The 23,303-nt window shown below is 39.1% G+C and carries 26 protein-coding genes; 25 read left to right on the top strand and 1 reads right to left on the bottom strand.

Features of this window, described 5'->3' with window-relative positions; translation table 11 throughout:
- The first annotated feature begins 5 nt into the window (after positions 1–5).
- Both VSQ61_RS17495 and VSQ61_RS17490 read left to right on the top strand, forming a co-directional pair.
- Positions 6–959 (top strand): NAD-dependent epimerase/dehydratase family protein, encoded by a 954-nt coding sequence (locus tag VSQ61_RS17495; protein ID WP_334345674.1) that lies wholly within the window; start codon positions 6–8, stop codon positions 957–959.
- Positions 960–978: 19 nt separating this feature from the next.
- Positions 979–1,971, top strand: a complete 993-nt coding sequence (locus tag VSQ61_RS17490) for a radical SAM protein (RefSeq protein WP_334345673.1) — start codon at positions 979–981, stop codon at positions 1,969–1,971.
- Between the two features lie 302 nt (positions 1,972–2,273).
- Here the strand turns inward: VSQ61_RS17490 and VSQ61_RS17485 are convergent, their stop codons facing one another.
- A complete protein-coding gene (locus VSQ61_RS17485) occupies positions 2,274–4,148 on the bottom strand; it encodes a hypothetical protein (RefSeq protein WP_334345672.1) in 1,875 nt (624 codons plus the stop codon).
- Positions 4,149–4,450: 302 nt separating this feature from the next.
- On the opposite strand from VSQ61_RS17485, the gene VSQ61_RS17480 reads away from it, so the two are divergent.
- The 23 genes from VSQ61_RS17480 (at position 4,451) to VSQ61_RS17375 (ending at position 23,300) form a co-directional block, all read left to right on the top strand.
- Entirely contained in the window at positions 4,451–4,828 is a 378-nt protein-coding gene (locus tag VSQ61_RS17480; protein ID WP_334345671.1) for a hypothetical protein, read from the top strand.
- A gap of 14 nt (positions 4,829–4,842) precedes the next feature.
- A complete protein-coding gene (locus VSQ61_RS17475; protein ID WP_334345670.1) occupies positions 4,843–5,838 on the top strand; it encodes a hypothetical protein in 996 nt (331 codons plus the stop codon).
- Between the two features lie 203 nt (positions 5,839–6,041).
- Positions 6,042–6,806 (top strand): hypothetical protein, encoded by a 765-nt coding sequence (locus VSQ61_RS17470; RefSeq protein ID WP_334345669.1) that lies wholly within the window; start codon positions 6,042–6,044, stop codon positions 6,804–6,806.
- A 355-nt stretch (positions 6,807–7,161) separates the two neighbouring features.
- Positions 7,162–7,392, top strand: a complete 231-nt coding sequence (locus tag VSQ61_RS17465) for a DUF6133 family protein (RefSeq protein WP_160274290.1) — start codon at positions 7,162–7,164, stop codon at positions 7,390–7,392.
- Positions 7,393–7,400: 8 nt separating this feature from the next.
- The gene (locus VSQ61_RS17460; protein ID WP_334345668.1) at positions 7,401–7,817 is read left to right on the top strand and encodes a prepilin peptidase; all 417 of its coding nucleotides are present in this window, start codon (positions 7,401–7,403) and stop codon (positions 7,815–7,817) included.
- Positions 7,818–7,864: 47 nt separating this feature from the next.
- Positions 7,865–8,686 carry a Flp pilus assembly protein CpaB gene (gene cpaB / locus VSQ61_RS17455; RefSeq protein WP_160274292.1) on the top strand — a complete coding sequence of 274 codons (822 nt, stop codon included), beginning with the start codon at positions 7,865–7,867 and terminating at the stop codon, positions 8,684–8,686.
- A 3-nt stretch (positions 8,687–8,689) separates the two neighbouring features.
- Complete coding sequence (locus tag VSQ61_RS17450; protein WP_160274293.1) at positions 8,690–9,487, top strand: AAA family ATPase; 798 nt, start codon at positions 8,690–8,692, stop codon at positions 9,485–9,487.
- A complete protein-coding gene (locus tag VSQ61_RS17445; RefSeq protein ID WP_160274294.1) occupies positions 9,484–10,848 on the top strand; it encodes a CpaF/VirB11 family protein in 1,365 nt (454 codons plus the stop codon). The genes VSQ61_RS17450 and VSQ61_RS17445 overlap by 4 nt, the downstream gene beginning before the upstream one ends.
- Positions 10,842–11,771, top strand: a complete 930-nt coding sequence (locus tag VSQ61_RS17440) for a type II secretion system F family protein (RefSeq protein WP_334345667.1) — start codon at positions 10,842–10,844, stop codon at positions 11,769–11,771. The genes VSQ61_RS17445 and VSQ61_RS17440 overlap by 7 nt, the downstream gene beginning before the upstream one ends.
- Positions 11,772–11,780: 9 nt before the next feature.
- Positions 11,781–12,653, top strand: coding sequence for a type II secretion system F family protein (locus tag VSQ61_RS17435; protein WP_334345666.1), 873 nt, complete (start codon positions 11,781–11,783; stop codon positions 12,651–12,653).
- A gap of 9 nt (positions 12,654–12,662) precedes the next feature.
- Entirely contained in the window at positions 12,663–13,067 is a 405-nt protein-coding gene (locus VSQ61_RS17430) for a DUF4320 family protein (RefSeq protein WP_303661720.1), read from the top strand.
- Positions 13,064–13,606: a hypothetical protein gene (locus VSQ61_RS17425; RefSeq protein ID WP_334345665.1), complete on the top strand. Its 543-nt coding sequence runs from the start codon at positions 13,064–13,066 to the stop codon at positions 13,604–13,606. Before VSQ61_RS17430 ends, VSQ61_RS17425 begins: the two co-directional genes overlap by 4 nt.
- 79 nt (positions 13,607–13,685) lie before the next feature.
- Positions 13,686–14,282: a DUF6550 family protein gene (locus tag VSQ61_RS17420; protein WP_334345664.1), complete on the top strand. Its 597-nt coding sequence runs from the start codon at positions 13,686–13,688 to the stop codon at positions 14,280–14,282.
- A 49-nt stretch (positions 14,283–14,331) separates the two neighbouring features.
- Complete coding sequence (locus tag VSQ61_RS17415; RefSeq protein WP_334345663.1) at positions 14,332–16,101, top strand: DUF8193 domain-containing protein; 1,770 nt, start codon at positions 14,332–14,334, stop codon at positions 16,099–16,101.
- Positions 16,102–16,206: 105 nt separating this feature from the next.
- A complete protein-coding gene (locus VSQ61_RS17410; protein WP_334345662.1) occupies positions 16,207–16,443 on the top strand; it encodes a cold shock domain-containing protein in 237 nt (78 codons plus the stop codon).
- 250 nt (positions 16,444–16,693) lie between these two features.
- On the top strand, positions 16,694–17,443 hold the full coding sequence (locus VSQ61_RS17405) for a LytR/AlgR family response regulator transcription factor (protein ID WP_334345661.1): 750 nt from the start codon (positions 16,694–16,696) through the stop codon (positions 17,441–17,443).
- A gap of 189 nt (positions 17,444–17,632) precedes the next feature.
- A complete protein-coding gene (locus VSQ61_RS17400) occupies positions 17,633–18,745 on the top strand; it encodes an ATP-binding protein (RefSeq protein WP_334345660.1) in 1,113 nt (370 codons plus the stop codon).
- 171 nt (positions 18,746–18,916) lie between these two features.
- On the top strand, positions 18,917–19,057 hold the full coding sequence (locus VSQ61_RS17395) for a cyclic lactone autoinducer peptide (RefSeq protein ID WP_334345659.1): 141 nt from the start codon (positions 18,917–18,919) through the stop codon (positions 19,055–19,057).
- Positions 19,057–19,638, top strand: coding sequence for an accessory gene regulator B family protein (locus VSQ61_RS17390; protein ID WP_334345658.1), 582 nt, complete (start codon positions 19,057–19,059; stop codon positions 19,636–19,638). The genes VSQ61_RS17395 and VSQ61_RS17390 overlap by 1 nt, the downstream gene beginning before the upstream one ends.
- Before the next feature lie 287 nt (positions 19,639–19,925).
- Entirely contained in the window at positions 19,926–20,543 is a 618-nt protein-coding gene (locus VSQ61_RS17385) for a DUF6033 family protein (RefSeq protein WP_334345657.1), read from the top strand.
- Between the two features lie 29 nt (positions 20,544–20,572).
- The gene (locus VSQ61_RS22975; protein WP_502877054.1) at positions 20,573–20,764 is read left to right on the top strand and encodes a hypothetical protein; all 192 of its coding nucleotides are present in this window, start codon (positions 20,573–20,575) and stop codon (positions 20,762–20,764) included.
- Between the two features lie 60 nt (positions 20,765–20,824).
- The gene (locus tag VSQ61_RS17380; protein WP_334345656.1) at positions 20,825–22,246 is read left to right on the top strand and encodes a radical SAM/SPASM domain-containing protein; all 1,422 of its coding nucleotides are present in this window, start codon (positions 20,825–20,827) and stop codon (positions 22,244–22,246) included.
- Positions 22,233–23,300: a TIGR04066 family peptide maturation system protein gene (locus VSQ61_RS17375; RefSeq protein ID WP_334345655.1), complete on the top strand. Its 1,068-nt coding sequence runs from the start codon at positions 22,233–22,235 to the stop codon at positions 23,298–23,300. The genes VSQ61_RS17380 and VSQ61_RS17375 overlap by 14 nt, the downstream gene beginning before the upstream one ends.
- Positions 23,301–23,303 lie beyond the last annotated feature (3 nt).

Below are 23,303 nucleotides of genomic sequence, written 5' to 3'. Positions count from 1 at the left end.
GAAAAATGAAAGTGGTAATCTTGGGCGGTACAGGTTTATTGTCATCAGCAATAACTGAAAAATGTTTAGAAGAGGGGTATAATGTTATACATTTTAACCGTGGTAAAACAAAATTAAAGTATGATGTGGAAACAATATATGGAAATCGATATGAAAAGAATGAATTAGCTAAGATTTTATCTGTTAAACCTGATGTGATTATTGATATGTTATGTTTTAATGAAGAAGATGCAAGGCTTTCAATTGAAATATTCAAAGGAAAAATTTCACAATATATATATTGCTCCACGTCTTGCGTATACAAACCTGTACTTAAAAAAAGCGTATTGTATGAAAAAAGTGAAACCAAGCCTATAACAAGTTATGGAATGGGAAAACTATCTGGTGAGGAATGTTTTTTTAGAGCAATGGAAGAGAAATTTTTTAATGTTACAGTTTTTAGACCAGGGCATGTTTTTGGAAAAGATTTTCTGGTAAGTAATTTAAGTTTTGGAGGGATGTATGTTCTGAATAGGATGTTGCATAATCAGGATATTATATTGACTGAAGGTGGCGAACGAGAATTTCAAGCATGTCATGCCGATAATATTGGTTTAGCATTTGCTAGAAGTTGTGGAAATGAAGCGACATATGGAGGAACATACAATATTGCAGGTGAAGAAGTTTTCACGTGGAATGAATTGTATGAAGTTGAAAAGCAATTTTTAAGTAGCAATAGTAGAATAGTGTATAAGGTCGCAGAAGAGATAATTGATATTGATAGGCAGAATTTGGATTTCTTAAATACATACACAAAATATAACTGGCATCAGTCAGTAGGAAAAATCAATAAGGAAATTAGTGGTTATAAGTATTTAGTGAATTTTGAAAAAGGATTACAAAAATTTATAAATGAAAATGAAGAAGCAATAAGAAATTGTCATATAGAAGATGACTTATATGCAAAAATACTAATGTAAGCGGAAAGAGGAGGTAACTATGTATTTATTTAACTCAACTGTTTTAGTAGAACCCACAAATATTTGTAACTTAAAATGTGTGATGTGCGAAGCAAGATGTACAGTTGAAGCAGGATTACATGAAGCAGAATATTTGATGCCAAATGATTTTGAAATGATATTGTCTAAACTAAAGGGTTATATTAGTAATGTTGTGTTTCAAGGGGACTGTGAACCAACTTTAAGTCCATATTTGGAAGACTTGGTTCGGATTGCTAAAAAGTATACTGAGCAGATTGCAATTGTAACAAATGGAATGGCTTTAACGCCGGAGCGTACAAGATCGCTTGTAGGCAGCGGCATCAATTGGTTTGCGATTTCAATTGATGATTATAGGGCGGAAGTATATAATAGCAAAAGAAAATACGCAGATTTTAATCGATTAATGACTAATTTGGATTATATAATAAAATTAAGAAATGAGAAGGAACATTCATTGTATATTGTTACTCATAAAATAGTTTTTCCAGAAAATACAACTGATGATTTAATCCATTATATTCGCTATTTTTATCAAGAAAAGGGAGTAAACAAGATTACATTTGCTCCATTAGTTTGTGAGGGTAATATAGAAGATGAGAACTGGCTAATTAAGAGAAATTTACTTGAAAATGAAATGATTTCTCAAAATGTACATATAAACTTAAAAGATTTTGCCAATTATCCATATATGGTAAATTATAAGTATTGTGGAACTAATTTATTTTTTATTAGTCATGAAGGTAATTTTGCTCCTTGCGGTTTACACACTAGAGATAAAAAGATATTTGGTAATCTAATTACTGAAAATTTGGAGGATATAGTAAAGAAAAGAGAATTTTTGGAATATCACGAATATTGGCATAATCGACAGTTTGATAAAAATGCGCCAAATATATGCGAAAATTGTTATTTGCTGCGGAGTCCGTATTTTAAATATTGTTTAGATGATAGCTTTGAATCTACAAACAGTATATATGAAAATAATAATTAAAGGTTATGATACTTTCATTAAAAATAAAACTGAACTTGTATTATTTCTTTATGTGTAGGTGTTGGAGATAGGTTATATTGACTTGAATTTTGAATAGAGATACTGACCAATCTTAGTTGTATCCACATTTTGATGTACCTGTTTTAGAACACATGTATATTTCAGAAAATCTAAAGAGGGTTCTTTCTTATGTTTGGCAGGAACGAAATACTTAAAGTGCAGAAAGAACCCTATAGAGTGGGATAGGCTTTTTATGAATTTTGAGCATAGAATACCTGTTATTTTGTATAGATTTTAATATATTATGTATGCCGTTCTTCTTTGATCGTTAAAGGCAAAAGTCCTTGTTTTTCTGCAAGATACGTAGATAAATTTGCCACAATCTCGCACAACTGAGCATAATTATCCTCTGTAGTGGCGATCGTAAACGAGTCGGAAGTAAAGCGCAGCATCCGGTATCCGAAATTTTCTGTCAAATGCTGTTTTGCAAAACGGTAAAGCAGGTTAGACACAAGACTGTTTAGTGGTCCGGATGCGGATAGCGTGAAAGTAACAGAGCATATCCCATTTTTCATAATCATATCCGGTTGGTAGGAAAAACAGGTTTCCCCTTTTTGATTTCTGGTAAATAGAGAGGCAGGGGAATCTGCAACATCTTTTAATTCGTATCCAATGCCCATCAGCGTATCAATCCCGGAAAGTATCTCAAATTCATTTCTTATTTTTGCATCATGCATCAAAGGATTATTTTCCAGCACCTCATACATTTTAGTATAATGAAGCATAGAAAAAATATGTGGAGGAAGGTGGTAACGGTTTTCCCTTGATACAAGCTCCTTTACCATACCAGCGAGCGGTTTTGTCCCACATTTCCCCTGGCTTTCGGCTAATACCTTATAGGAAGTTCTCAAAGAATAGACATTTTCATAAGGAAGATCCTGTTGTCTGAAGCAATAATACAGTCTGTATGGCTCCAGACAGACCTGGCGCCTGACTCTGCTTTTGGAAAAATAAGTGCGGAGTAGCGGCAAAATGAGCGGATTTCTTACGGGAACATAGTAAAATGAATTTGATGCGCAGAACAAAAACATATCTTCGCTGGTTTCGCCATCCGTAACCAATTCTACCCCCACAATAGGATTGTACAACAAAAATGCTTCAAACTGATGAAGTTCGCCTGGGCATCCGTCCAAAATACTAAAAGGATATCCTGTATTCTCCGTATCTTTTGCGGAAAAGGAGAGAGGGAGATACAGGTTTGAATCTTCTATTATTTCCTTTGAATGAGATTTCTCGTCGCTTTTAGCTGGCTTTGCGACTATGGATGTATGAAGCTGTAATATGTTGGTTTCTGAGATTACTGGTTTATCATTTAGTGCCTTTTCCGTGCCTTTTTTTTGTTCCGTATTCTGAAGCAGTCCTGACAGGCACTCTACAGATGGTTTATTGTCAGGTACAGTCGATTTCCGAGGTGCGGTATCTTCCTTTTTTGCAGGTGGAGGAGAAGAAGGCTTCGCAACAGAAGATGGATTAAGACACATATCTAAAATCCGTTGTATATCATTCTCTTTGGTATTCTTGAATTCATGCTGTAGCCTGGAAAGAAATTCTCGTATGGCCTGTATATTCTGCGGTAAAAGCTTTTCATGGTTGTTCTGGTCCAACGCCTCGGCAATGGCAGTCGGGTATTTTCCGAAATCCGTGTTTGGTTTCGCGGTATGCTCTATATAATTGTATGCGAGTTTTAGTAATGGCAGGGTTGCGACAATCTTTCCGGAAGGAAATTCGTTTAAAAGAAAAAGTGACTGGAAGATATTAGGGTTCAAGCCTTGCTTCTTTAAGGTCTGGAAGCTGTGGTAGTTTTTCAGGCTGTATGCCAAAAGTATTTCTTCCTCAGACGCAAATCTGTTCTTATACCGGGAAGAATAGGGGCATAAGCCGCAAATAAAGCCGCACTTGTAATTTGATACAATAGTAAAACAGGATACTTCCTCCATCAGCTCCGGAAGTGGTTCCTCTATGGATGACAATTCTGCGGCACACAGGAGGGAATGAAATTCTGCAGCAGATACAGTATTATTTTTTGTATTTTTAGTTGCGAGTGTGTATAATATATGACTGCGGTTATCTTCCTTGATATATCGGTAACAGGCAGGAAGGTATTCTTTTTTATGCATATAAGTCCTCCTTTATGATTAGCATATAGGTCTAGCGTAATTGAAATACCGGACCGCCGCAACAACCACAAATAACGAGAAAGTCGCAATAAAGCTGAATCGTAGCTTTTCAGAGGAAATATTTTCAATTCTGCATTTTGGGGGAAATAGCATTCAAAAACAAGACTTTTTGTATAAAGCGTTCTCATGCCGCAGATTGCAGGGAAAAAGAAAACAAGGTAAAATAAAAAAATCGCGTAGAATTTTGACACTTTCCGTATATGCACGCTAAAATGAAGAAAAACAGGGAAAGGAAAAATACCATGAGATATATTGATAACAGGATTGAAATACAATATCGGGAGTGCCAGATTTTGAGGGATGCCGCCAAAGCGGTGCTTGTTGAAAATGTTGACGGTGGAGAGCTGTTTTCTCAAAAGGAAAGATGGCTAAGGAGTATATCGGACATAGCTAAAAGTATGAAACTGAAAAAGAAAAGCGCAACAGTTTTAGTGCAAATGCTGTCTGACATGGATGAGGAGGATGTCAAGGCAGTTGCGGAATATACCGAGTCCATTGTAGCCAAGGGAAAAGGAATTGATATTATGCAGCCTTATATTACAGAAAACAGAAAAGTTATTCTGCCGGTCAATGTCCACACGCCGCCCGACAGTCTGTATCCCGATGATTACATTGAATAGGGAAGGGATGTGTTATGGGAATGGATTCAGAAATTAAAATTTTATATGGACTATCTCTGGAAACCAGCGAGAAGCTGAGGGAGCCTTTAGAACGGGAACTGGGTCAGAAGGGTAAAGATCTGCAGACTGTATGCCGGTACCGCAAGGAAGGTGTGTATCAGTATGCGAAAGAACAGGCGGATGACTTATTGCTGATTTTGGAGGAAAATCTTCAGGGTGGCAATCCGTATGAGAAAGAGGAGCTGATGCACCTTACGGATATAGGGGGAAACAGGATTATTTTTCTTTTGGATAGGACGCATTATGGGGATGACTATATCAAAATGCTGTATGCCTGCGGAATATATGATGCTTTGTTCTTGGATGAGGTAGATACCAGAAAAATTATGGTGCTGCTGAAAAAGAATAGGACAAACGCAGATGCCAGAAAGTACTATGGAATTGAAACTGCCCGCGACATGGAGAAAGCGAATAATGTGGTAAACACGGAATGCTTAAACTCATATTTGGAGTTTGTGGAAACCGGAATGCTTGCAGAGGACGTGGATCAGAAGTATCGTTTTGCGGTTTCCCGGCTAAGCGCAAAAGAAAACAGGGCGTTGGCGGCAAGTCTGCCAGGATCTGTAACCCGTATGCTGCAGGGGAATGAGCTGTATCAATATTATATCGGGAGTAAGAAAAAGAAGAGAGGAATACTTTGGATTGGAAGAAAGGAGAAACAGGACACGGAAGATTTAAAGCTGGATTCGTCTGAGGAGGTTGGGAGCATTCCTTTGGCGATTGTGAAAGAAAGGCAAGCCGCCATTTCTATTCAAAATGAGAAAGAAGTTCAGCAAACGAAAAATGCTTGCGATAGCCAGGATGATAAGGGTGAAGATATGCTGGAGGTTATGGACAGGTATCGGACATATTGTATGGAAGAAACTCCGGATTTACCATATTCAGATGAAGGAAATGCAACAGACCTATTGATGGCTATGGGTACATATTTAAAACAAATAGACGAATAAGTTTTGTAAAGCTAGGCACATATAAGAAAGAGATTTCGCATATGTGCTTTTTTGCGAAATCTTCGGAATTTATATCGCTGTATATTATAAAAAATTATTGACATTTGATCAACCAGATACTATGAAGTATCTGAATGGCTTGCCATTCAGATACTATAATATATTTATCCCAAGAAAAATAACATATGAAAGGAGACTTTATCATGGGAGTAATTAAAGATGTAATTAAAAAGGCAGATCAGACTCCGGGTATAACTGCAGAAATTAAGGAAACTTTGAATCTGTTGTACGAGTTATCAAAGCAAAAAGCTGACTTGTTTGAGGAAAAAATCGCAAAAGATTTGCGCAATGCAGGCACAACTGAAAACCCTACAGTTCCAATAACTGTAAAGCTGGGGAGTCATCAAGAGATTAGGGTAACTACTGCTAATACACCTGATGGAGATATTACGAAAGGTATCAGCGAAGCATTAAAAAGCGTACTGGCGGGTAGCAAGGATGGAATCATAGATGGTCTTACCTCTTTGATTAATACGGGATTAAAAGTAGTATTGGGTGCAGGTGAAGGTGAGGAACGGGAAGAGCATACATATTATATAGCAACAGAGGGTTTGGCAATTGTCAGGCTTGATTTGATATATTGGAGCAGGCATATCACAGCAGCAAGTATTACCAAATATGCCGAAAAAAGTGTTGTATGTACAGCGGTTAAGTCAAGTGTTGATGTTACAAAGATTGATTTTAATGCATTTCTTGCATCTTATCAGGCGCAGCTTATAAGATGCAAATTCAATGAAAGCCAGCTGGAGGACGAGTTGAAAAATGCAAAAAGGATTTACAATTTACTGACAGAAGGATCTGATGTCAAAGCGAATATAGACGTAAAGCCTTATAGCATCACCGATTTTGGCGTATTAAGTTCTGAGAAGAATGAAGTGAGCGGAATATGGCCTGCGAGAACTAAGTAATAACAGAAGAACTTGTACATAAAATCAATAGATTTAATGGACAAAAGTATTCATAAAGGAAATGTTGTATTAAAAAAAATGTATACATACCGTTTATGATGAAAGAGGATTGGATATCTAAATCAAGCAGTTGCAAATCCCCAAAATATTTCGTATAATTACCTCTGTTATTATTGCGAGGGGATAGCCAATGCGAGCTGTCCATGAGAGAAAAATTCCTGGGGACAGGTAGTTTGCGGGGAGTATTATACCCGCATTATTAAAAAATACTATATCTGCAGTCCATGAAAACCGGCAGGCAAATGAGCTTGCCGGTTTTTTATGTATAAAATATTTATTTTAAGGAGGAATAACCATGAAAAAGATTTTAAAGAAGATTGAAAACAAAGGTCAGTCCGCAAGGAACAAGATTCAGAACGTGATACAGGATCAGACAGGCGAGAATTATGTGGACGTTGGTGTGAAAATCCTAATTGCAGTCGTTATCGGTGCTCTTTTGCTTGCCGGACTGTATGCTCTTTTTGGAGATGTCGTTATGCCGACACTGGAGCAGCGTATCACAGAGATGTTCAATTACGCAGGCTGATGACACCTATGATCATCTGGGCAGTAAAGGGCAGCGTCCTGTTTGTACTGCTCATTATAACATCTTATCACGATATAAAAACCCGGCAGATACCGGATATTTATAGTATGATGTTAGCTTTGCTGGCAATATGCGTTCCACATTACGAGAATCTGTGGGGCGTTTTTTGTTGCCTTCCTTTTCTCATTGCGGCAATAAGCGTGGGAGGGATTGGCGGCGCAGACATTAAAATCATGGGTGCTGCAGGTATGGTGATTGGTCTTATCCCGGGAATATCCGCAATGATAATCGGGCTTTTGGGTATGATAGCGTTTCACCTCGGAAGAAGTCTGCTTCTGGGGAAGATGCAGTGGAAACAGTCATATCCACTAATTCCGTTTTTATCGGTAGGTATCATCAGCATGTATTTGCTGCAGATGCCTTGAAATTATAGAAAGTAAAGTGTTTTTACACGACAAGATTGGAGGAAACAATGAAATTATTTAAGAATCGAATGATATTGGGCATTACCTGCATTGTCATATCACTTATTATTTGCTTTGCGATTACGCCGCTTATCAATGTAGGACTGTCGAAGAAAACAACAGTGGTCCGGGTAAACCGTGAAATAAAAGCCGGTGAGCAGCTGACAAAGAATATGCTGACCGAAGTGGAAGTCGGGAATTATAACCTGCCTGCAAATGTGTACCACTCCATTGATGAAGTGAACGGAATGTATGCGACTGCGGATATGGTTATGGGGGATTATCTGTTCCCTGCAAAACTGTCGGAAGACGCAGGAAAAGAAAATACATACCTTTACCATCTTAACGGTGAGAAACAGGCGATATCCATTACAATTGACAAGTTTGCAAGGGGACTGTCCGGAAAGCTGAAAAGCGGTGACGTGGTTTCCGTAATAGCGCCGGATTATTTGGGAAGCCGCGAAACGGTCATTCCGCAGGAACTGCAGTATGTTGAGGTGATCGCAGTAACAGCAAAATCCGGATATGATGCCAATCTGGAAAACGGGGAGGATACGGAAGAAAAGGAGCTTCCCTCAACGGTAACGCTTTTGGTGCGGCCGGAGCAGGCAAAGATTCTGGCGCAGCTGGAGGCGGAGGGAGACATCCATCTGTCACTCGTATATAGGGGGACAACAGAAAACGCCGCCAAGTTTATTGCTGCCCAGGATACCATACTTGATGAGATAAAAGCTGCGGAAGAGGCAGAAAGCGAAGAGGGCAGTATGGAGGATGAGGAAGAAGCAGAACAGGAAAACAGTGATCCTGAAGAAATGAGTGAGGAGGAATAAGGAATGTTAAATATAAATCCGGCTTCCATCTTTCGCCAGGAAGAGGAAGCAACACTGCCGGATGGAAATGTAATAGCCGTATGGGGAAGTCCTTCATCCGGAAAAACAACTGTCAGCGTAAAACTTGCCCATTATCTTGCGAGCAGGAAGAAAAATGTGATTCTCCTGTTGTGCGATATGGTTTCCCCGCCACTGCCGTGTCTTTGCAATCCGTCTGAACTGGTGGAGGAACACTCGCTGGGGAATATCCTTGCAGCAACACATGTGACACAGGGAATTATAAAGGAAAACTGCGTTTTTCATAAAAAGTATAAATATCTGACGATGATCGGGATGAAGAAAGGGGAAAACGTGTTCACTTATGCGCCCTATACGCAGGTACAGGCAGAGGAATTAGTAAGGAACCTGAAGATGATGGCGGATTATGTCATCATTGACTGTGGAAGCTATATTGCGTATGACATTTTATCAGCTGTATCGCTGATTGAGGCAGATTATGTGCTGCGTTTAGTAACATGCAATTTAAAGTCCATCAGCTACCTGTCTTCACAGCTGCCGCTTTTAAAGGACAAGAAGTGGGATGCGGACAAGCAGATACGAATTGTTTCTGATGTAAGACCGAATGAAGCAGCAAACTACATGGAGCAGGTTTTCGGGAAAGTGGCATATACCATACCACACAGCGCAGAAGTGGAAACACAGGCGCTGGAAGGACGTTTGTTCTGCGACCTTACCCAAAAGGAAAGCCGGGATTTTAAAGCAGGAATTGATGCAATCGGGAAAGGGGTGCTTGGCCTATGAATCAGAGTGTTTCAGGAACACACGAACTGTTTTTCTCACCGGAGGACACAAAAGATTTCCAGTCAGTATTAAAGGATGTTCAGGAATACATATCAAGCAAATATTCCACGCTGATACTGGATGGGGGCAACGATGAGGTAAAGCAGCAGATAAAGCGATATATCAGCAAATATGTCATGGACTATCGGATTTTGGTAAAAGGAATGACGGAGGAGGAGCTGATCGATGCCATATATACAGAAATGGCAGAGTTTTCTTTCCTCACAAAATACATTTTCGGTACCGGAATAGAGGAGATTAACGTCAATTCGTGGCGTGACATTGAGGTGCAGTACTCTAATGGAACCTGTGAGAAGCTGAAAGAGCATTTTGAATCTCCGGAACACGCCATTAACGTGATAAGGAGGATGCTGCATATTTCCGGAATGGTGCTGGACAATGCAAGTCCCGCTGTTTTGGGGCATTTAAGCAAAAATATCCGTATCGCGGTTTTAAAGACACCACTGGTCGACGAAGACGTGGGCGTGGCGGTGTCCATACGTATTGTAAACCCGATGTCACTTACAAAAGATGACTTTGTAAAAGGCGGAACAGCGACGGAGGAGGAGCTTGATTTTCTTTCGGAGTGTCTCCGCTATGGAATCAGTGTATGTGTAGCCGGAGCGACAAGCTCCGGGAAAACAACAGTAACCGGATGGCTGCTCGGCACGATACCGGACAGTAAGCGTATTTTCACAATAGAAAACGGAAGCCGTGAGCTTGATCTTGTCAGGGAGCGCGATGGTGCAGTCTGCAACAGCGTTATTCATACAATTACCAGATCGTCGGAAAATGAAAAGCAGAACATCGATCAGGACCTGCTTTTGGATATGGCGCTGCGTTTTGATCCGGAAATTATCTGTGTTGGAGAGATGCGAAGCTATGAGGCATATACGGCGCAGGAAGCCGCCCGTACCGGTCATACTGTGCTTACTACAATCCACAGCAATAGCTGTGAGTCTACGTACCGCAGAATGTGTACGCTTTGTAAAAGAAAATATGACATTAAAGATGAAACGCTGATGTCCCTGGTGACGGAGGCGTTTCCCATTATTGTGTTCACAAAGCAGCTTGAGAACAAGAAGCGTAAAATCATGGAGATTATGGAATGTGAAATCCTGCCCGATGGAAACTATAACTTCCGGACGCTGTTTCACTATCATATCCGGGAAAACCGTATGGAAGGCACGAAATTTGTAATTAAGGGAAACCATGAAAAGGTAAACGGAATTTCTGAAGGGCTTAAAAGAAGGCTTTTGGAAAACGGAATGCCAAAGGAAACACTGGTGAAGATAACCGGGGAGGAGGGAAAGAAATGCTGACATTACAGCTGATCGCCTGTATAGGCATGATCATGGGATGCTTTTTTGTATGGAATATCCGGCTTGAAGACTTTACGGCGGACTTGTTCAGGGGAATACTTGGCAAGCCCCGAAATATACAGGATGCCATATTGGAAGAAACCAATTCAAAAAAGATGCCGCTGCTGAAACGCGAAATCCTTGAAGTGCAGGAAATTTTAAACGTGACCGGTAGAGAGAAGCAGTTTCCGCTGCTCTGCACGGCGGCACTTTTATTTTTTGCATTGGGAGCATCATCAGCTATACTGATGGGGAACTTTTTTCTTGTCCCGGTATTGGCGACGGGGTGTTTATTCCTGCCGTTCTGGTATATCAAGCTTACTGCGCACTCTTTCAAGAAAGATGTCGCCGCAGAGCTTGAAACGGCACTCTCCATCATCACCACATCTTACCTGAGAAACGAAGATATCCTGACAGCGGTTGAGGAAAGCGTATTTTACTTAAACCCGCCTGTGCAGACGGTATTTCAGGAGTTTGCATCGCGCATCCGCCTTGTAAATCCGGATATAGGGAGCGCACTGAATGAACTGAAGACAAAAATACACAATGACACCTTTGAGGAATGGTGCGATGCATTGCAGGAGTGCCAGACTGATAGGAGCTTAAAGACCATATTGACGCCGATTGTGGCCAAGTTGTCCGATATGCGTCTTGTAAACGCGGATCTGGAGTATATGGTTTATGAACCTCGCCGGGAGTTCATCACAATGGTAATTCTGGTAGTAGGAAACATACCGCTTCTTTATTTTTTAAATCAGGACTGGTATAACGCGTTGATGACAACCGTGATCGGGCAGGTGATGTTGAGCATTACGGCCGCAGTTATTTTCTTTTCGGCGGCAAAAGTGGTACAGCTGACAAAGCCAATTGAATATCGGAGATAGGAGGGAACGATGGTAATACTAATGATTTTATTTGGCGTTTTTTTCGCTGCCGGACTGTTCCTGATCCTTGCGGAGGTATTCCGGATTCCGACCATGCAGACAGTAAAGGTAATGTCGGCTGCGGGGCGGTCAGAAAAGAAAGCCGCGAAAACAGTGGATATGTGGATTATGGACGGCGCTGTGGTATTATCAAGATATCTGCCAATGAACCAGCATAAAAAGGCGCGGATGGCAGCAACATTAAAAGCGGCAGGCATGAATATATCGCCCGAGGTCTACGCTTCCTATGCAATGATAAAGACGGCGTTTGTCCTGTTAGGAATTGTCCCATGCCTGTACATATTCCCGCTGGCAGCTGTTATAGTGCTTATGTCGGCTGTCATGGTTTATTTCAATGAGATAGGAAAAGCGGACGAGAAACTTCGCGAGAAAAGGGAAGCCATAGAAGATGAGCTATCAAGATTTGCGTCCACCATCGAGCAGGAACTTAAAAATAGCAGGGACGTGTTATCCATCTTGGAAAATTACAAGAAGAATGCCGGACCGGAGTTTACGCAGGAACTGGACATTGTATGCGCGGATATGAGATCTTCTAGTTATGAGGCTGCACTGACACGTTTTGAGGCAAGGTTAAATTCGCCGCAGCTGTCTGATATTGTGCGTGGTCTGATAGGCGTATTAAGGGGAGACGACAGTGCGGTATATTTCCAGATGCTTGTGCATGACTTTAAGCAGATAGAGATACAGCGTCTGAAGACAAAAGCGCAGAAAATTCCGCCGAAAATACGAAAACACTCATTTGCAATGCTGATGTGCTTTATGATTACATATATTATTATCATAGGGTATGAGATTTTAAAGTCCATGAGCGGCATGATGTAGGAGGCGCGTATGAAGAAAGAAAGAAAACACCTTTTAAACAAGAAAGGAGAAGGTTATATAGATACCGTTGTCCTGGTTCTATGTGCAATGCTGGTGATTGCGCTTGCCGTACGCGTGTATCCGGTATATATTGTGAAACTTCAGCTTGATAATTTTGCGGACGAGCTGGTGAGGGAAGCAGAAATAGCAGGACGGGTAGGCTCAGAGACAAGCGACAGGGAAAGGGTCTTAAATGAAAAAACGGGGTTATACCCGTCTGTATCATGGTCTAAGACGGGGAATATCCAGCTGAACGAAGAGGTAACGGTAACACTCACATTAGAGAGAAATATCGGGCTGTTTGGCGGCTTCGGTTCATTTCCGGTCCAGCTGAAAGCAAGGGCAAGTGGGAAAAGTGAGGTGTACCATAAATGATGGGAAAATGTAAAAGGCTCGTTTTAGATAAGGAAGGAAATGGAATGCCGCTTGCTGTGGCAGTAACGCTTGCATTGTTGATGCTTGTTCTTGTCATCATGCAGTTCGCGAGACTCATGATTGTGTCTGCAGGCGTAAAAGATGCAATGCAGGAGGCAATTATATCTACCATTAACGACAATTATGCAGATGTATACCATGCGGTGCGCGAAGGATATGCCGCTGGATATCAGCCGACAGACGGTTCTTTCGAGGAGAGCCTGAACTACGGGGATATCTATGGAAGGCTGGACGGATTGCTCGGTCTTCAGGAAGATGGTGAATATCATTACAAAATATCATCTGACGGGGCAACAGAGTTCCGAATTACGGGTTTGCAGGTGTATATCCATAATGCAGGACTGGCATCTGGCGATACAAGCTCGTTTGAGGCAGAAACCACAGTGAGGCTTGAAGTGCCGGTTTCTTTTCTCCAGAAAGTACTTCCGGACATGAAGATTACCGTCAGGAGTAAAGCTGCATATACGCCAAAATTCTAGAAAAAAATTTGCTGAAAATTAGACATATTGAAAAGAGTATATTACAATGAAATCAGAAAACAAAACCAGGAGGGATTTTATGAAAAAGTGGAATGATAAGACAAAAAAAATTGCTTTAGCGGCAGCATTGATTGCAGTAGGGATTGGTGCGTTCTGCGGAATACGCTTGTGCCTGATAACAGACAAGCCGGTTGAAGTGGCAACTGAAACCCAGAAGGCGGATGAGGATAGTGTTAATGTAGTTGTAGATACAGAATATGAAGATGTGGAAGTACAGGAAACGGAGGAACTTACAGTCTCCACCGAACCGATTGATTCAAGAAAAACCGCCGATACGGATGACATTACACAGTCCATTCAGAATGATCCGGTGAAGACAGAGGAAAATAAACCCAGTGAAACACCGGCGGAGGCTGCAACGGAAGCAGAACAGAACGGTTCCGGTGAAAAGCCGGAAAACAAGAAAATCCCTGCGGATAGAGAGAATCCTTCAGAGACACCATCTTCAGAATCCAGTAAAGAAGACGCGCCTACGACACCTAAAGATGGTGATATAAAGGATGGAAAAATTTATTTTGAAGGATTTGGATGGGTAGATTACAATGGCGGCGGCACATCTGGCATACAAGGAGATGATATCTACGAGAACGGAAACACAATAGGGATTATGGACTAAAACAGGGGGCGCCGCAGGGCGTCCTCTTTTGTAGAAAGCGAGGTTTTATATGAAAATCCGAAGAAAAGCGGCATGTTTGCTCATGTTGCTTTTGTTTTTGTCCTTTTGGGAGACAGAAACAGTGTTTGCCACAGGTGAGGGAAATATGGACGGAGGAGGTGGTGGATTTGGTGCAGGAACAAGCACCAATAAATGGGTAAATGGAGATGAAGGCGTAAGAGTTACGATAGTCAGGGCATCGGATGGAGCTGTTGTATCTGCATCAGTTGACCTGACGAACGTTAATCCCGGAAATGTTGTGAAGCATTTCACAAAAACATGCAAGATTGCTTATAAGAGTGGTGCGTCACTGACACCAGATACAGGTACGTATGGTTATATTAATCCGGGTCAGTCATTACCAAGAATTATTAGTACATCTTCCGGAGGCGGCAATATAGCACAGATAAAGAGGTATTTTACAGATGAACAGGTAATCCGCGGTATTGCCGGTTATTGCGGCTTTGATTTTGATACGTTAATAAGCGGTGAATATAAGCTACTGATTGAACCGCTTGCTTATGTGACTTTTCAAGGAACAAGGACGGCAATGACCGCAACGGAAGCTGCTATGTATGATCGGATGCTTGGCGGTTTAATGCATAGCAAAATGCCTTCATTGTCGCACAAGAACCTGCCGCTTGCAATCTTTCTGGAAACATCGGATCTGGGTTTTCCGGCTTGGACTGGTTCAAAGACGGAGCGCGTTTCCAATGAGAGCATCATTTCTTCGCTTGGAATAGGAATAGTGCGCTTTAATGAAATGGTTACGCCTCCGGAATTGGAGGCGGTAGATTACGAGTACAGGGTTAATACGGATGTAATTACGGCCGTAACCATCACCGGCGGGCAGTCAGACCCCGACCATCCGGTTAATGTGACGTTTCAAATCGATGGAAGGAGCTATACGGTGGAAAATGTCTATTATCCTGACGGGGCATCGCAGCTTGCCTGGGTAAGATGGAGGACGCCGTCTACTCCACAGACAATCACCATAACAGTCAGTGCCAGCGGGAGCGGTGCACCAGGACAGGGAAGTATCAAGGCAAGAATTGTTGACCTTGATGGGAACGATCCGCCCAATCCCACTGCCAACGACAGGAATAATGCATATTCATCGTCCAATGCGGAAATACCAGATAATCCTGAGAAAGATAGCGCGTATTGGAGTATATGGGTTCCATGGTGGCAGGAATACTGGGTATGGCACAGCGATTGGAAATGGCATTCCGGTTCGCATAGTGAAGCCTGCTCGGATGAATGCACGACAGATCATGGAAGCTGGGTGGACGAAGGTGAATGGATAGATGAAGGCTGGTGGGAGTTCGATTTGGAACATTACAGTGCTTCAATGAGCGCATCCGTGGAACTGTCGCCGGATGATAAAAATCCTACAGTTGCAGGATCTACGATCAAGAGCGGATACGGAGTCAATATTACGGTCAATACGACGACGACAACAAATCAGGCTACGGCAGTCACCGGGTCGCAGACGGCGGTTTCTTATTTCCCGGAGTTCTATTACAGGACTTATTGGCGGCTGCTTGAGAGAACAACCAGCGGAATGGAAGCAGAGTATCAGTTTAAAAGCAATGAGTATTCCACTTATGGGAGAAGGACGCATTTCTCTCCAATCTGGATGCCGGACGGAAGCTATACTGTATACACCTACGTTATGGATAGCTGGACGCCAGACGGGATGCTGTCAGCCAACCTGACAGATTCGGTACAGATTAGTGGGAACCTGTGGTCTGACTGGCATATTGCGCCAAAGAAATGATGGCGGAGGGCAGAAAGGTACAGGCGGTTCGAGTCCGCCATGCCCTTTTCGTGTTGCCATGCACGATATACATTATAATAAGGTAGAAAAGGAGTGAAAAAATTTATGGCAAAAAAAGATTTGATGAAAGGAACCGTGAAGTGGTTTGATGTGAGAAAGGGATATGGGTTTATTTCTGATGAAGATGGTGTAGATTGCTTTGTCCATTTCTCAAACATCAACATGGAAGGTTTCAAGAGGCTCAAAGCAGGGCAGACCGTTTCCTTTGTTCAGGACGAAGACGAACAAGGACGTACGGTTGCAAAAGAAGTTACCATTATTACGGAAGGAGAAGAGGAGTAATGAAGAAAAGAACAAAGATTGCAATAGTGGCACTGGCTGTAGGTGTGATCGGAACTATTACCTGTGTTGCTTTAAGAAAAAGGTTATAAAGCAAAGGCTCTCGGTTTTCAGGAACCGGGAGCCTTTTTTGTGGTGTTCCCCTTTGCATTATTATTACATGGCTAGTATAATTTGAAATAGATGTAGAATTATGTAGATTAAAAATGTATAATGGTAAAAAACGCCATTGGTTTGTGATAGGGGAATAAGTATGATAAACATAGCAATCTGCGATGACGAAAAAAAGGATATTGTGCATTTGAAATCCATACTTCAAGAGGTGATGGATAAATATTCCATGAGCTATGATATTCAGGAATATGAATCAGGCGAGAGTTTGATGCAGGCAGCATCGCTTTTCCATCTGATATTTCTGGATATTGTAATGAATGGAGAAAGTGGAATAGAGATCGGCAAGCATATCCACCGGAAAAACCGCTCTACAAAAATTATTTTCCAAACAAACTTTGGGAATTACTGTAAGGAGGCAATGAACCGTACGCACGCGTTCGCGTTTTTGGAAAAACCCTTAAAGGCTCCAGCTGTTGAGGAACAGATTAAGGAGTTTTTCGAGGACAGTGAGGGTATGCAGGATCTTTTAATGGATTTCCATAATGTTCGGTATAGCCTTGACGGGAAAGACGTGGTAAAATCTATCTTATCAATCCCTGTCAAAGAGATTGTGTATTTTGAATATATAAAAATGCAGAAAGAAATAAAAATTGTGATAAAATCAACGGAGTACATATATACCGAGGCAATGAACAAACTTGAAGAAAAAATGCGGCCTTTGGGCTTTGAAATGTGTTGCCGTGGAATACTGGTTAATCTGGAGAGAGTTATGCGGATTAAAATGTATGACATTCTACTGGATACTGGTGGAAAAGTTCCGCTGTCGCAAAGGAGAGTTAAAGAATTTAGGGAAAGGATAAATGAATATCTGCATGATTCATTTCATTAGGGTATGGATAGAATTATTTTATTGTTTTGCTCATTTATATCTTGTGTGATTCTTGTAAATTTATTGTTTCAGTTTTTTAATGATAGATATTTGAGAGCTTATAATAGTAAACTACTGTACATATTGTTACCAATAGTAAGTATTATTATTGTTACACCAATAAATATGTTTATGAGTCCTATACTTAATATGCTTGTAAATGTAATCTGGATTGGGTTTGCTAGCTACTTTTTTTATTACGAAGAAAAAGATAGAAGATTTATACAAATATTTGAGTCGGAAGCATTATTCATGGTTATAGGTGTAGCAGAGGCACTAGGAGTTTTCTTGATTGACGTAATTATGGAAATAATACAGATAACTCCACAAAGTACGGAGATTCAAAAAAGCATAGAAACTGCTTTTTCAAAGATTGTATTATTGTTTTTATACTATGTAGTTTTTAGCCGATTATGGAAAAAGAGTATCCTTCGTACAAAAACGCAATATATTCTCTACTTAATAATGTTTGTATATAGCGTTGTCAATGTTTTAATTATTGCAGTTATTTCTAATAGAGAAAACCCCTTAGTATTGATGGTTATTGTAGGATGTACCATCTTTGCTAATATGTATCTGCTGTATTTTATAAAGTTTTCAGATGAGCGAAATTATTATAAGATGCAGTTAGAGATGATGGAACAACAGGAGAAAATTCAATATGACAACTACGAGATACAAAGCGCGAAATACAAAGAGGCTATGAGTATTTTGCATGACGTTGATAAGCATATGAAAATGATCGAGGGGCTATATCAGGAAGATTTTAAAAGAGAGGCTTTAAATTATACAAATCAGATACGAAAAATGCTGCAGCCGCTGGTTCCCTTTATGTATACAGACAACCCGGTATTAAATTGTTTGTTGTCAGATAAAAAAAGAGTGGCAGACAGAAATGGAATCTCATTTAAAATAGAAACAAATGAAGTCGACATAAATTTTATGAAACCAATAGATATAACTACTTTATTTGGTAATTTGATTGATAATGCATTAGAAGCAACTAAAAAATGTAATGAAGAAAAATATATCGGTTTATACGTTAAAGAATATAATGAGATGATATCCATTAGAATAGAAAATAGCGTAGAAGATCCAGTAGCAGTTAAAAATGGAAAAATTTATAGCAGTAGCGCAAAAAGAAACGGTGTCGGATTATTAAATATACAGAGATGTATAGAAGATTATTTAGGTAGTATTATTTATAAATATTCCAATCAGTTGCTTGTATGTGATATTGTTTTAAATAGAGTTGATGAATAGATGAAATAGGATGGATTAATTAGGTCTATCCTATTTTTATGTCCGTATTTATCTGTATTCATATATATTAGGTTGTACATCGGAACAAAAAGTTGTACATTTTGAAAAAACTATTGATTATTGCTATATTTTTGGTAAAATTTTACACAAAAAAATAAAGGAGAAGAATAAATGAAGAAAGTATCTAAAATTATTGCTACTATTATTAATAAAAATATTCAAAAGGAAATGAATAGTGCGTGCGCAATTTTTGGCTATCAGCCGGTTGTACCTGATTCCGCAAAAAAGTTTAAGAATAGAAAGAAAAAATAGTGGGTGAGAAATATAGAAATTTGATTGATAAAATTACATATGATTTAGTTATGGATAATTTAATAGCTTCCTCTGATGTGGACGCTTATAAGTTTGGTTTGGAAGTTACCATACTAAAGGCATTTCATTATGTTTCTTATATTGTATTAGCTCTATGTATGAAGAAATTTTTTGAATTTGTAATTATTTTTGCTGTTCTTTATGTTTTTCGGCGCAATACAGGTGGTTACCATGCCCAAACGAGGATTGGATGCTACCTGTTTTCCTGCGCCGTTATTTTTTTATCTCTTTTGGCAACAGAGATAAACTTCAGTTGGCAGGGTGCCACAGTAATTTCAATTCTTGACATAATTATATTGCTAATATTGTCGCCAGTAAAGAATAGCAATAGAAACTTGGATGCAGAAGAGATAGAATATTTTAGACATAGGCTTAGGTTATGGTCAGTATTTTTTTCTATGGTCTATATCGCAACACTCGGATTAAGGGCTGGATACCTTATTACATTGTATACAATTGGGGTGACTATGGATACACTTTTGACTATTTTGGGGAAATTGCAATCCATAAAGCAATCCTAAGCTTGCCAATATGTACGTCAGGACAAAAAGTTGTACGTTTGAAAAATGGTATTAACATATCATAAAAAGTTGACGAAGCACATTATAGTTATACTTATTATCTTTTTTGGGAGGTGAAAATTCAAGTGCGTCAGCAGACCCGAAGAGATATGGCATCAAATAATAAAAGGATGGAATTACAGTGCGAGTATCAGAGAATTCTATGGACATCTCCATAGAAGATGCATAGCTACTAAGGAATCCATAAACACCACAAATTGTTGAATTAAAAAAATGGAGGAAATTGTATGGCAATTACAAGTGTAACAGATTACTACAGCTCATATGCGAGTTATATGAATCAATCAGACAAGACTAGAGGGGAAAGCAAAACAGAGGAAAAAATTGAAAAAACAAGTGTCTTGGAACAGATGAAAGATAAATATTCTGATTTTGAGGTTACTGTTGGGACTTTTTCTCAAAGTCAAATTTCATCAAAAAATAAAGGATTTCAAGGCGTAATGATAAGTTCAGCTTATCTTGCTAAAGCGGAGAATGATGGAAAAACCGCAAAAGATTTAGACGATATGCTGAGTGGAGTGGAATCAGCATATAATTGGCTGAAAAATGCTTTCGCTAAGGATGGTTCGGAATTAGTTTCCTGCGGATATTACATTGATGACAAAGGTAATATGGGTTCATATTCTGTTATTAAGAAGAAAGGCAGTATGTTTGACGGTTTGCAGAAACAGTCTGACGACATGGATAAACGGATAAAAGAAAAGCGAGAGAAAAAGGCACAAGAGAAGAAAGATGCAGAGAAGGTAAAAGAGCAGAAGCAGGAAGAAAAGAAGAGTGAAACAGAAGATAATAAACAGAAGCTTGAAGGACAAAAGACTGGTAACCATGTGGATTATTCCATATAGTTATACACTTGAATTGGAGGGAGGTGAAAATGATGAGTAAGAAGATCGGAAAGAAAAATAGAGTTTCATCTGGTACATTTGTTGCTTATGCAACGAATGCATCATGCCTTTGCTATTGTGGCACAACTTGTACCAATTGCAATAGCAAGACTGCCACAGCTACAGGGACTTCCATTTACAACTATGTAACAACAAACAATAACTCAAATGGCTGGTCTTAATGTCATGCTGTAAGAGAGGGCTGCTATTGCGATAGCAGCCCTTTTGAAAAGGAGATTTTTATGAATACATATTTATTTAAGTTGTATGGTGAGTGTTATATTTATAGCGTGTTTACCAATGCAATAGTGAAAATTACAGAAAAGTTATATGAATACTTGGCGGGAAATATTAGTGATGAAAGTTTAACAGAGATAGATTGTTCGGGTCTTACGTATCTAAGAAGAGAGGGGATTATATCCGATAAAGACAATCAGTTTGTTATAAGCCATAGTGAAACGGACATATTAGAAGATATGTATAGAAATAACTTGAAAAGTATGATTTTACAGCTCACCCAAAACTGTAACCTTAGATGTAAATATTGTGTATATTCTGGAAGTTATACTAATAGAACACATAATAATAAAAGAATGAATTGGGATACGGCAAAGAGAGCATTAGATTTTTTATTAGAACATTCTTCTGCAAGTCCAAAGATTGCTATAGGGTTTTATGGTGGAGAACCTCTCTTGGAGTTTGAATTGATTCAAAAATGCGTAGCCTATGCAGAAACGATTTTTGTAGGAAAAGAGTTACACTTTAATATGACAACAAATGCAACTCTTTTGTCAGATGAAATGATTTATTTTTTTCAAGAACATGGTTTTAATATAACAATAAGCTTGGATGGACCTAAGGAAGTACAAGATAGCAATAGGGTACTTGCAGACAACGAAACAGGTTCATTCAATACAGTAATTGAGAAAATAAAAATGATAGATCGAGTTGCTCCGGATTTTTACAATAATGTAAGTTTTAATGCGGTTGTTGATTTACAGAATAATGTTTCGGACATAAACGACTTCTTTTTATCGTATGATATCATAAAAAATATATTTGTGAGCGGAAACTTTGTAAATCCAAATGGGAGGAAAGATAAAGCAAAGTTTGATAGAGAGTGTTACATTGCGTCAAAGTATGAAAATTTTAAGACATATCTATTTTATTGTACCGAAATTTTTTCGTCATACAAGCCAAAGTTAATGAATAATCTTATGGATAGTTTGAAAAAGGAATTATATGAACGTACAGTGATAATGCCTAAAGATGAGGTAAATATTGCTGCGAGTGGGCAATGCCTTCCAGGTCTACAAAGATTTTTCGTGAGTGTTGATGGCAACTTTTTCCCTTGCGAAAGGGTAAATGAAAATTCGTGTGAATACTGTATTGGCAACTTGGAAAAAGGTTTTGATATTGTCAGCGCAAAAAGAATGCTAAATGTTGCACATATAACTGAACAAGAGTGTGCAAGGTGTTGGAATATTAGGCTTTGCGGTCAGTGTGTGGCAATGGCAGAGGATAACGGAGAGATATCTAGGAGTATGCGTCTGAAAAAATGCGATGAAATGAAAAAGACATCCAGTGAACATATAAAGGACTATATTGTATTAAAAAAATACGGATGCAATTTTGAAAAGAGGGACATTTATGAAAACAAATAATATAGCAATCTTTCCATATAGCAACGAACTGTATTCGTTCTTGGGGTATATTCAGGTTACACAAGTAATGACTGTGCAATATATAATCTCTTTAAAAGGATATGGGATCATAGGGAAAGAAATATGGGTAGGAGACAAAAAGTGGACAGTACAAGAACAGCTTTCTGAGGAGCAGTATGCCAAAATTGATACGATCTGGATAACAAGCTTGGCTGCAAACTTGGCGACGAACATATTATTTGAATTTATTGAAACAGCAGCAGAAAGAAAGTTAGAGATTTTTATTACAGCTAATCTAAAGGATGAGGTCAAGGAAGAAATAAAAAAGATAAATCAGAAATACAGTAATCATGTGGATTTTCTTGATGATACAGTTTACGAAGATTGTAAATATGAAAATAATGTGATGGTTAATGTTCCTGTTATAACAGTATTTGGCGTTGGAGAGATGACACAAAAATCAGATATACAAATATATTTGAGAAATCATTTCGGTGATGATTTTAAGGTTTGTCAAGTAGGGACAAACAGAGACTGTAAGATGTTAGGAATGTATTCATTTCCAGCATTCATGTCAGAAAAGAGATATAGTGAGAAAGAAAAAATATGTAAGTTTAATCATTGGATAAAAGAGTTAGAGGATGAAAACAAACCGGATGTAATTATTTTAGGGATTCCCGGAGGAATTATGCCATTAAATGATAAACATACATTTGATTACGGTGTGTTAGCATATGAAATTTTTTCAGCTATAAAGCCAGATTATTCTATAATGACATTATATGCGGGAAAGTATACGGATAGATTCTATGAGGAAATGAAAGAGCTGTGTAAGTATAGGTATGATTTTGAGTTGGACAGTTTCTTTGTTTCAAAATATTCTCCAATGTCTAATTCGATGAAAGATGATATACTTAACTTTGTAGAAATATCTGGTGCAGTAAATGAAAAGAATAATTATTTAGTATATGATAGTAAAGCACTTGAAAATTCCGATATGTATGTTGATATATGTCATACATTGGAAGTGTATTCGGCATTTGAATCAATATAACGA

The sequence above is a fragment of the Candidatus Merdisoma sp. JLR.KK006 genome, from assembly GCF_036941035.1.
GTDB lineage: Bacteria > Bacillota > Clostridia > Lachnospirales > Lachnospiraceae > Laedolimicola.
The sequence above is the reverse complement of the archived record's forward strand: the minus strand, read 5'-3'. Positions and strand labels throughout refer to the sequence as shown.

Bases quoted from the DNA above. Each gene is read 5' to 3' on its own strand.
- VSQ61_RS17495 (WP_334345674.1), top strand. From the start codon at position 6: ATGAAAGTGGTAATCTTGGGCGGTACAGGTTTATTGTCATCAGCAATA.
- VSQ61_RS17490 (WP_334345673.1), top strand. From the start codon at position 979: ATGTATTTATTTAACTCAACTGTTTTAGTAGAACCCACAAATATTTGT.
- VSQ61_RS17485 (WP_334345672.1), bottom strand. From the start codon at position 4,148: ATGCATAAAAAAGAATACCTTCCTGCCTGTTACCGATATATCAAGGAA.
- VSQ61_RS17480 (WP_334345671.1), top strand. From the start codon at position 4,451: ATGAGATATATTGATAACAGGATTGAAATACAATATCGGGAGTGCCAG.
- VSQ61_RS17475 (WP_334345670.1), top strand. From the start codon at position 4,843: ATGGGAATGGATTCAGAAATTAAAATTTTATATGGACTATCTCTGGAA.
- VSQ61_RS17470 (WP_334345669.1), top strand. From the start codon at position 6,042: ATGGGAGTAATTAAAGATGTAATTAAAAAGGCAGATCAGACTCCGGGT.
- VSQ61_RS17465 (WP_160274290.1), top strand. From the start codon at position 7,162: ATGAAAAAGATTTTAAAGAAGATTGAAAACAAAGGTCAGTCCGCAAGG.
- VSQ61_RS17460 (WP_334345668.1), top strand. From the start codon at position 7,401: ATGATCATCTGGGCAGTAAAGGGCAGCGTCCTGTTTGTACTGCTCATT.
- cpaB (WP_160274292.1), top strand. From the start codon at position 7,865: ATGAAATTATTTAAGAATCGAATGATATTGGGCATTACCTGCATTGTC.
- VSQ61_RS17450 (WP_160274293.1), top strand. From the start codon at position 8,690: ATGTTAAATATAAATCCGGCTTCCATCTTTCGCCAGGAAGAGGAAGCA.
- VSQ61_RS17445 (WP_160274294.1), top strand. From the start codon at position 9,484: ATGAATCAGAGTGTTTCAGGAACACACGAACTGTTTTTCTCACCGGAG.
- VSQ61_RS17440 (WP_334345667.1), top strand. From the start codon at position 10,842: ATGCTGACATTACAGCTGATCGCCTGTATAGGCATGATCATGGGATGC.
- VSQ61_RS17435 (WP_334345666.1), top strand. From the start codon at position 11,781: ATGGTAATACTAATGATTTTATTTGGCGTTTTTTTCGCTGCCGGACTG.
- VSQ61_RS17430 (WP_303661720.1), top strand. From the start codon at position 12,663: ATGAAGAAAGAAAGAAAACACCTTTTAAACAAGAAAGGAGAAGGTTAT.
- VSQ61_RS17425 (WP_334345665.1), top strand. From the start codon at position 13,064: ATGATGGGAAAATGTAAAAGGCTCGTTTTAGATAAGGAAGGAAATGGA.
- VSQ61_RS17420 (WP_334345664.1), top strand. From the start codon at position 13,686: ATGAAAAAGTGGAATGATAAGACAAAAAAAATTGCTTTAGCGGCAGCA.
- VSQ61_RS17415 (WP_334345663.1), top strand. From the start codon at position 14,332: ATGAAAATCCGAAGAAAAGCGGCATGTTTGCTCATGTTGCTTTTGTTT.
- VSQ61_RS17410 (WP_334345662.1), top strand. From the start codon at position 16,207: ATGGCAAAAAAAGATTTGATGAAAGGAACCGTGAAGTGGTTTGATGTG.
- VSQ61_RS17405 (WP_334345661.1), top strand. From the start codon at position 16,694: ATGATAAACATAGCAATCTGCGATGACGAAAAAAAGGATATTGTGCAT.
- VSQ61_RS17400 (WP_334345660.1), top strand. From the start codon at position 17,633: ATGCTTGTAAATGTAATCTGGATTGGGTTTGCTAGCTACTTTTTTTAT.
- VSQ61_RS17395 (WP_334345659.1), top strand. From the start codon at position 18,917: ATGAAGAAAGTATCTAAAATTATTGCTACTATTATTAATAAAAATATT.
- VSQ61_RS17385 (WP_334345657.1), top strand. From the start codon at position 19,926: ATGGCAATTACAAGTGTAACAGATTACTACAGCTCATATGCGAGTTAT.
- VSQ61_RS22975 (WP_502877054.1), top strand. From the start codon at position 20,573: ATGATGAGTAAGAAGATCGGAAAGAAAAATAGAGTTTCATCTGGTACA.
- VSQ61_RS17380 (WP_334345656.1), top strand. From the start codon at position 20,825: ATGAATACATATTTATTTAAGTTGTATGGTGAGTGTTATATTTATAGC.
- VSQ61_RS17375 (WP_334345655.1), top strand. From the start codon at position 22,233: ATGAAAACAAATAATATAGCAATCTTTCCATATAGCAACGAACTGTAT.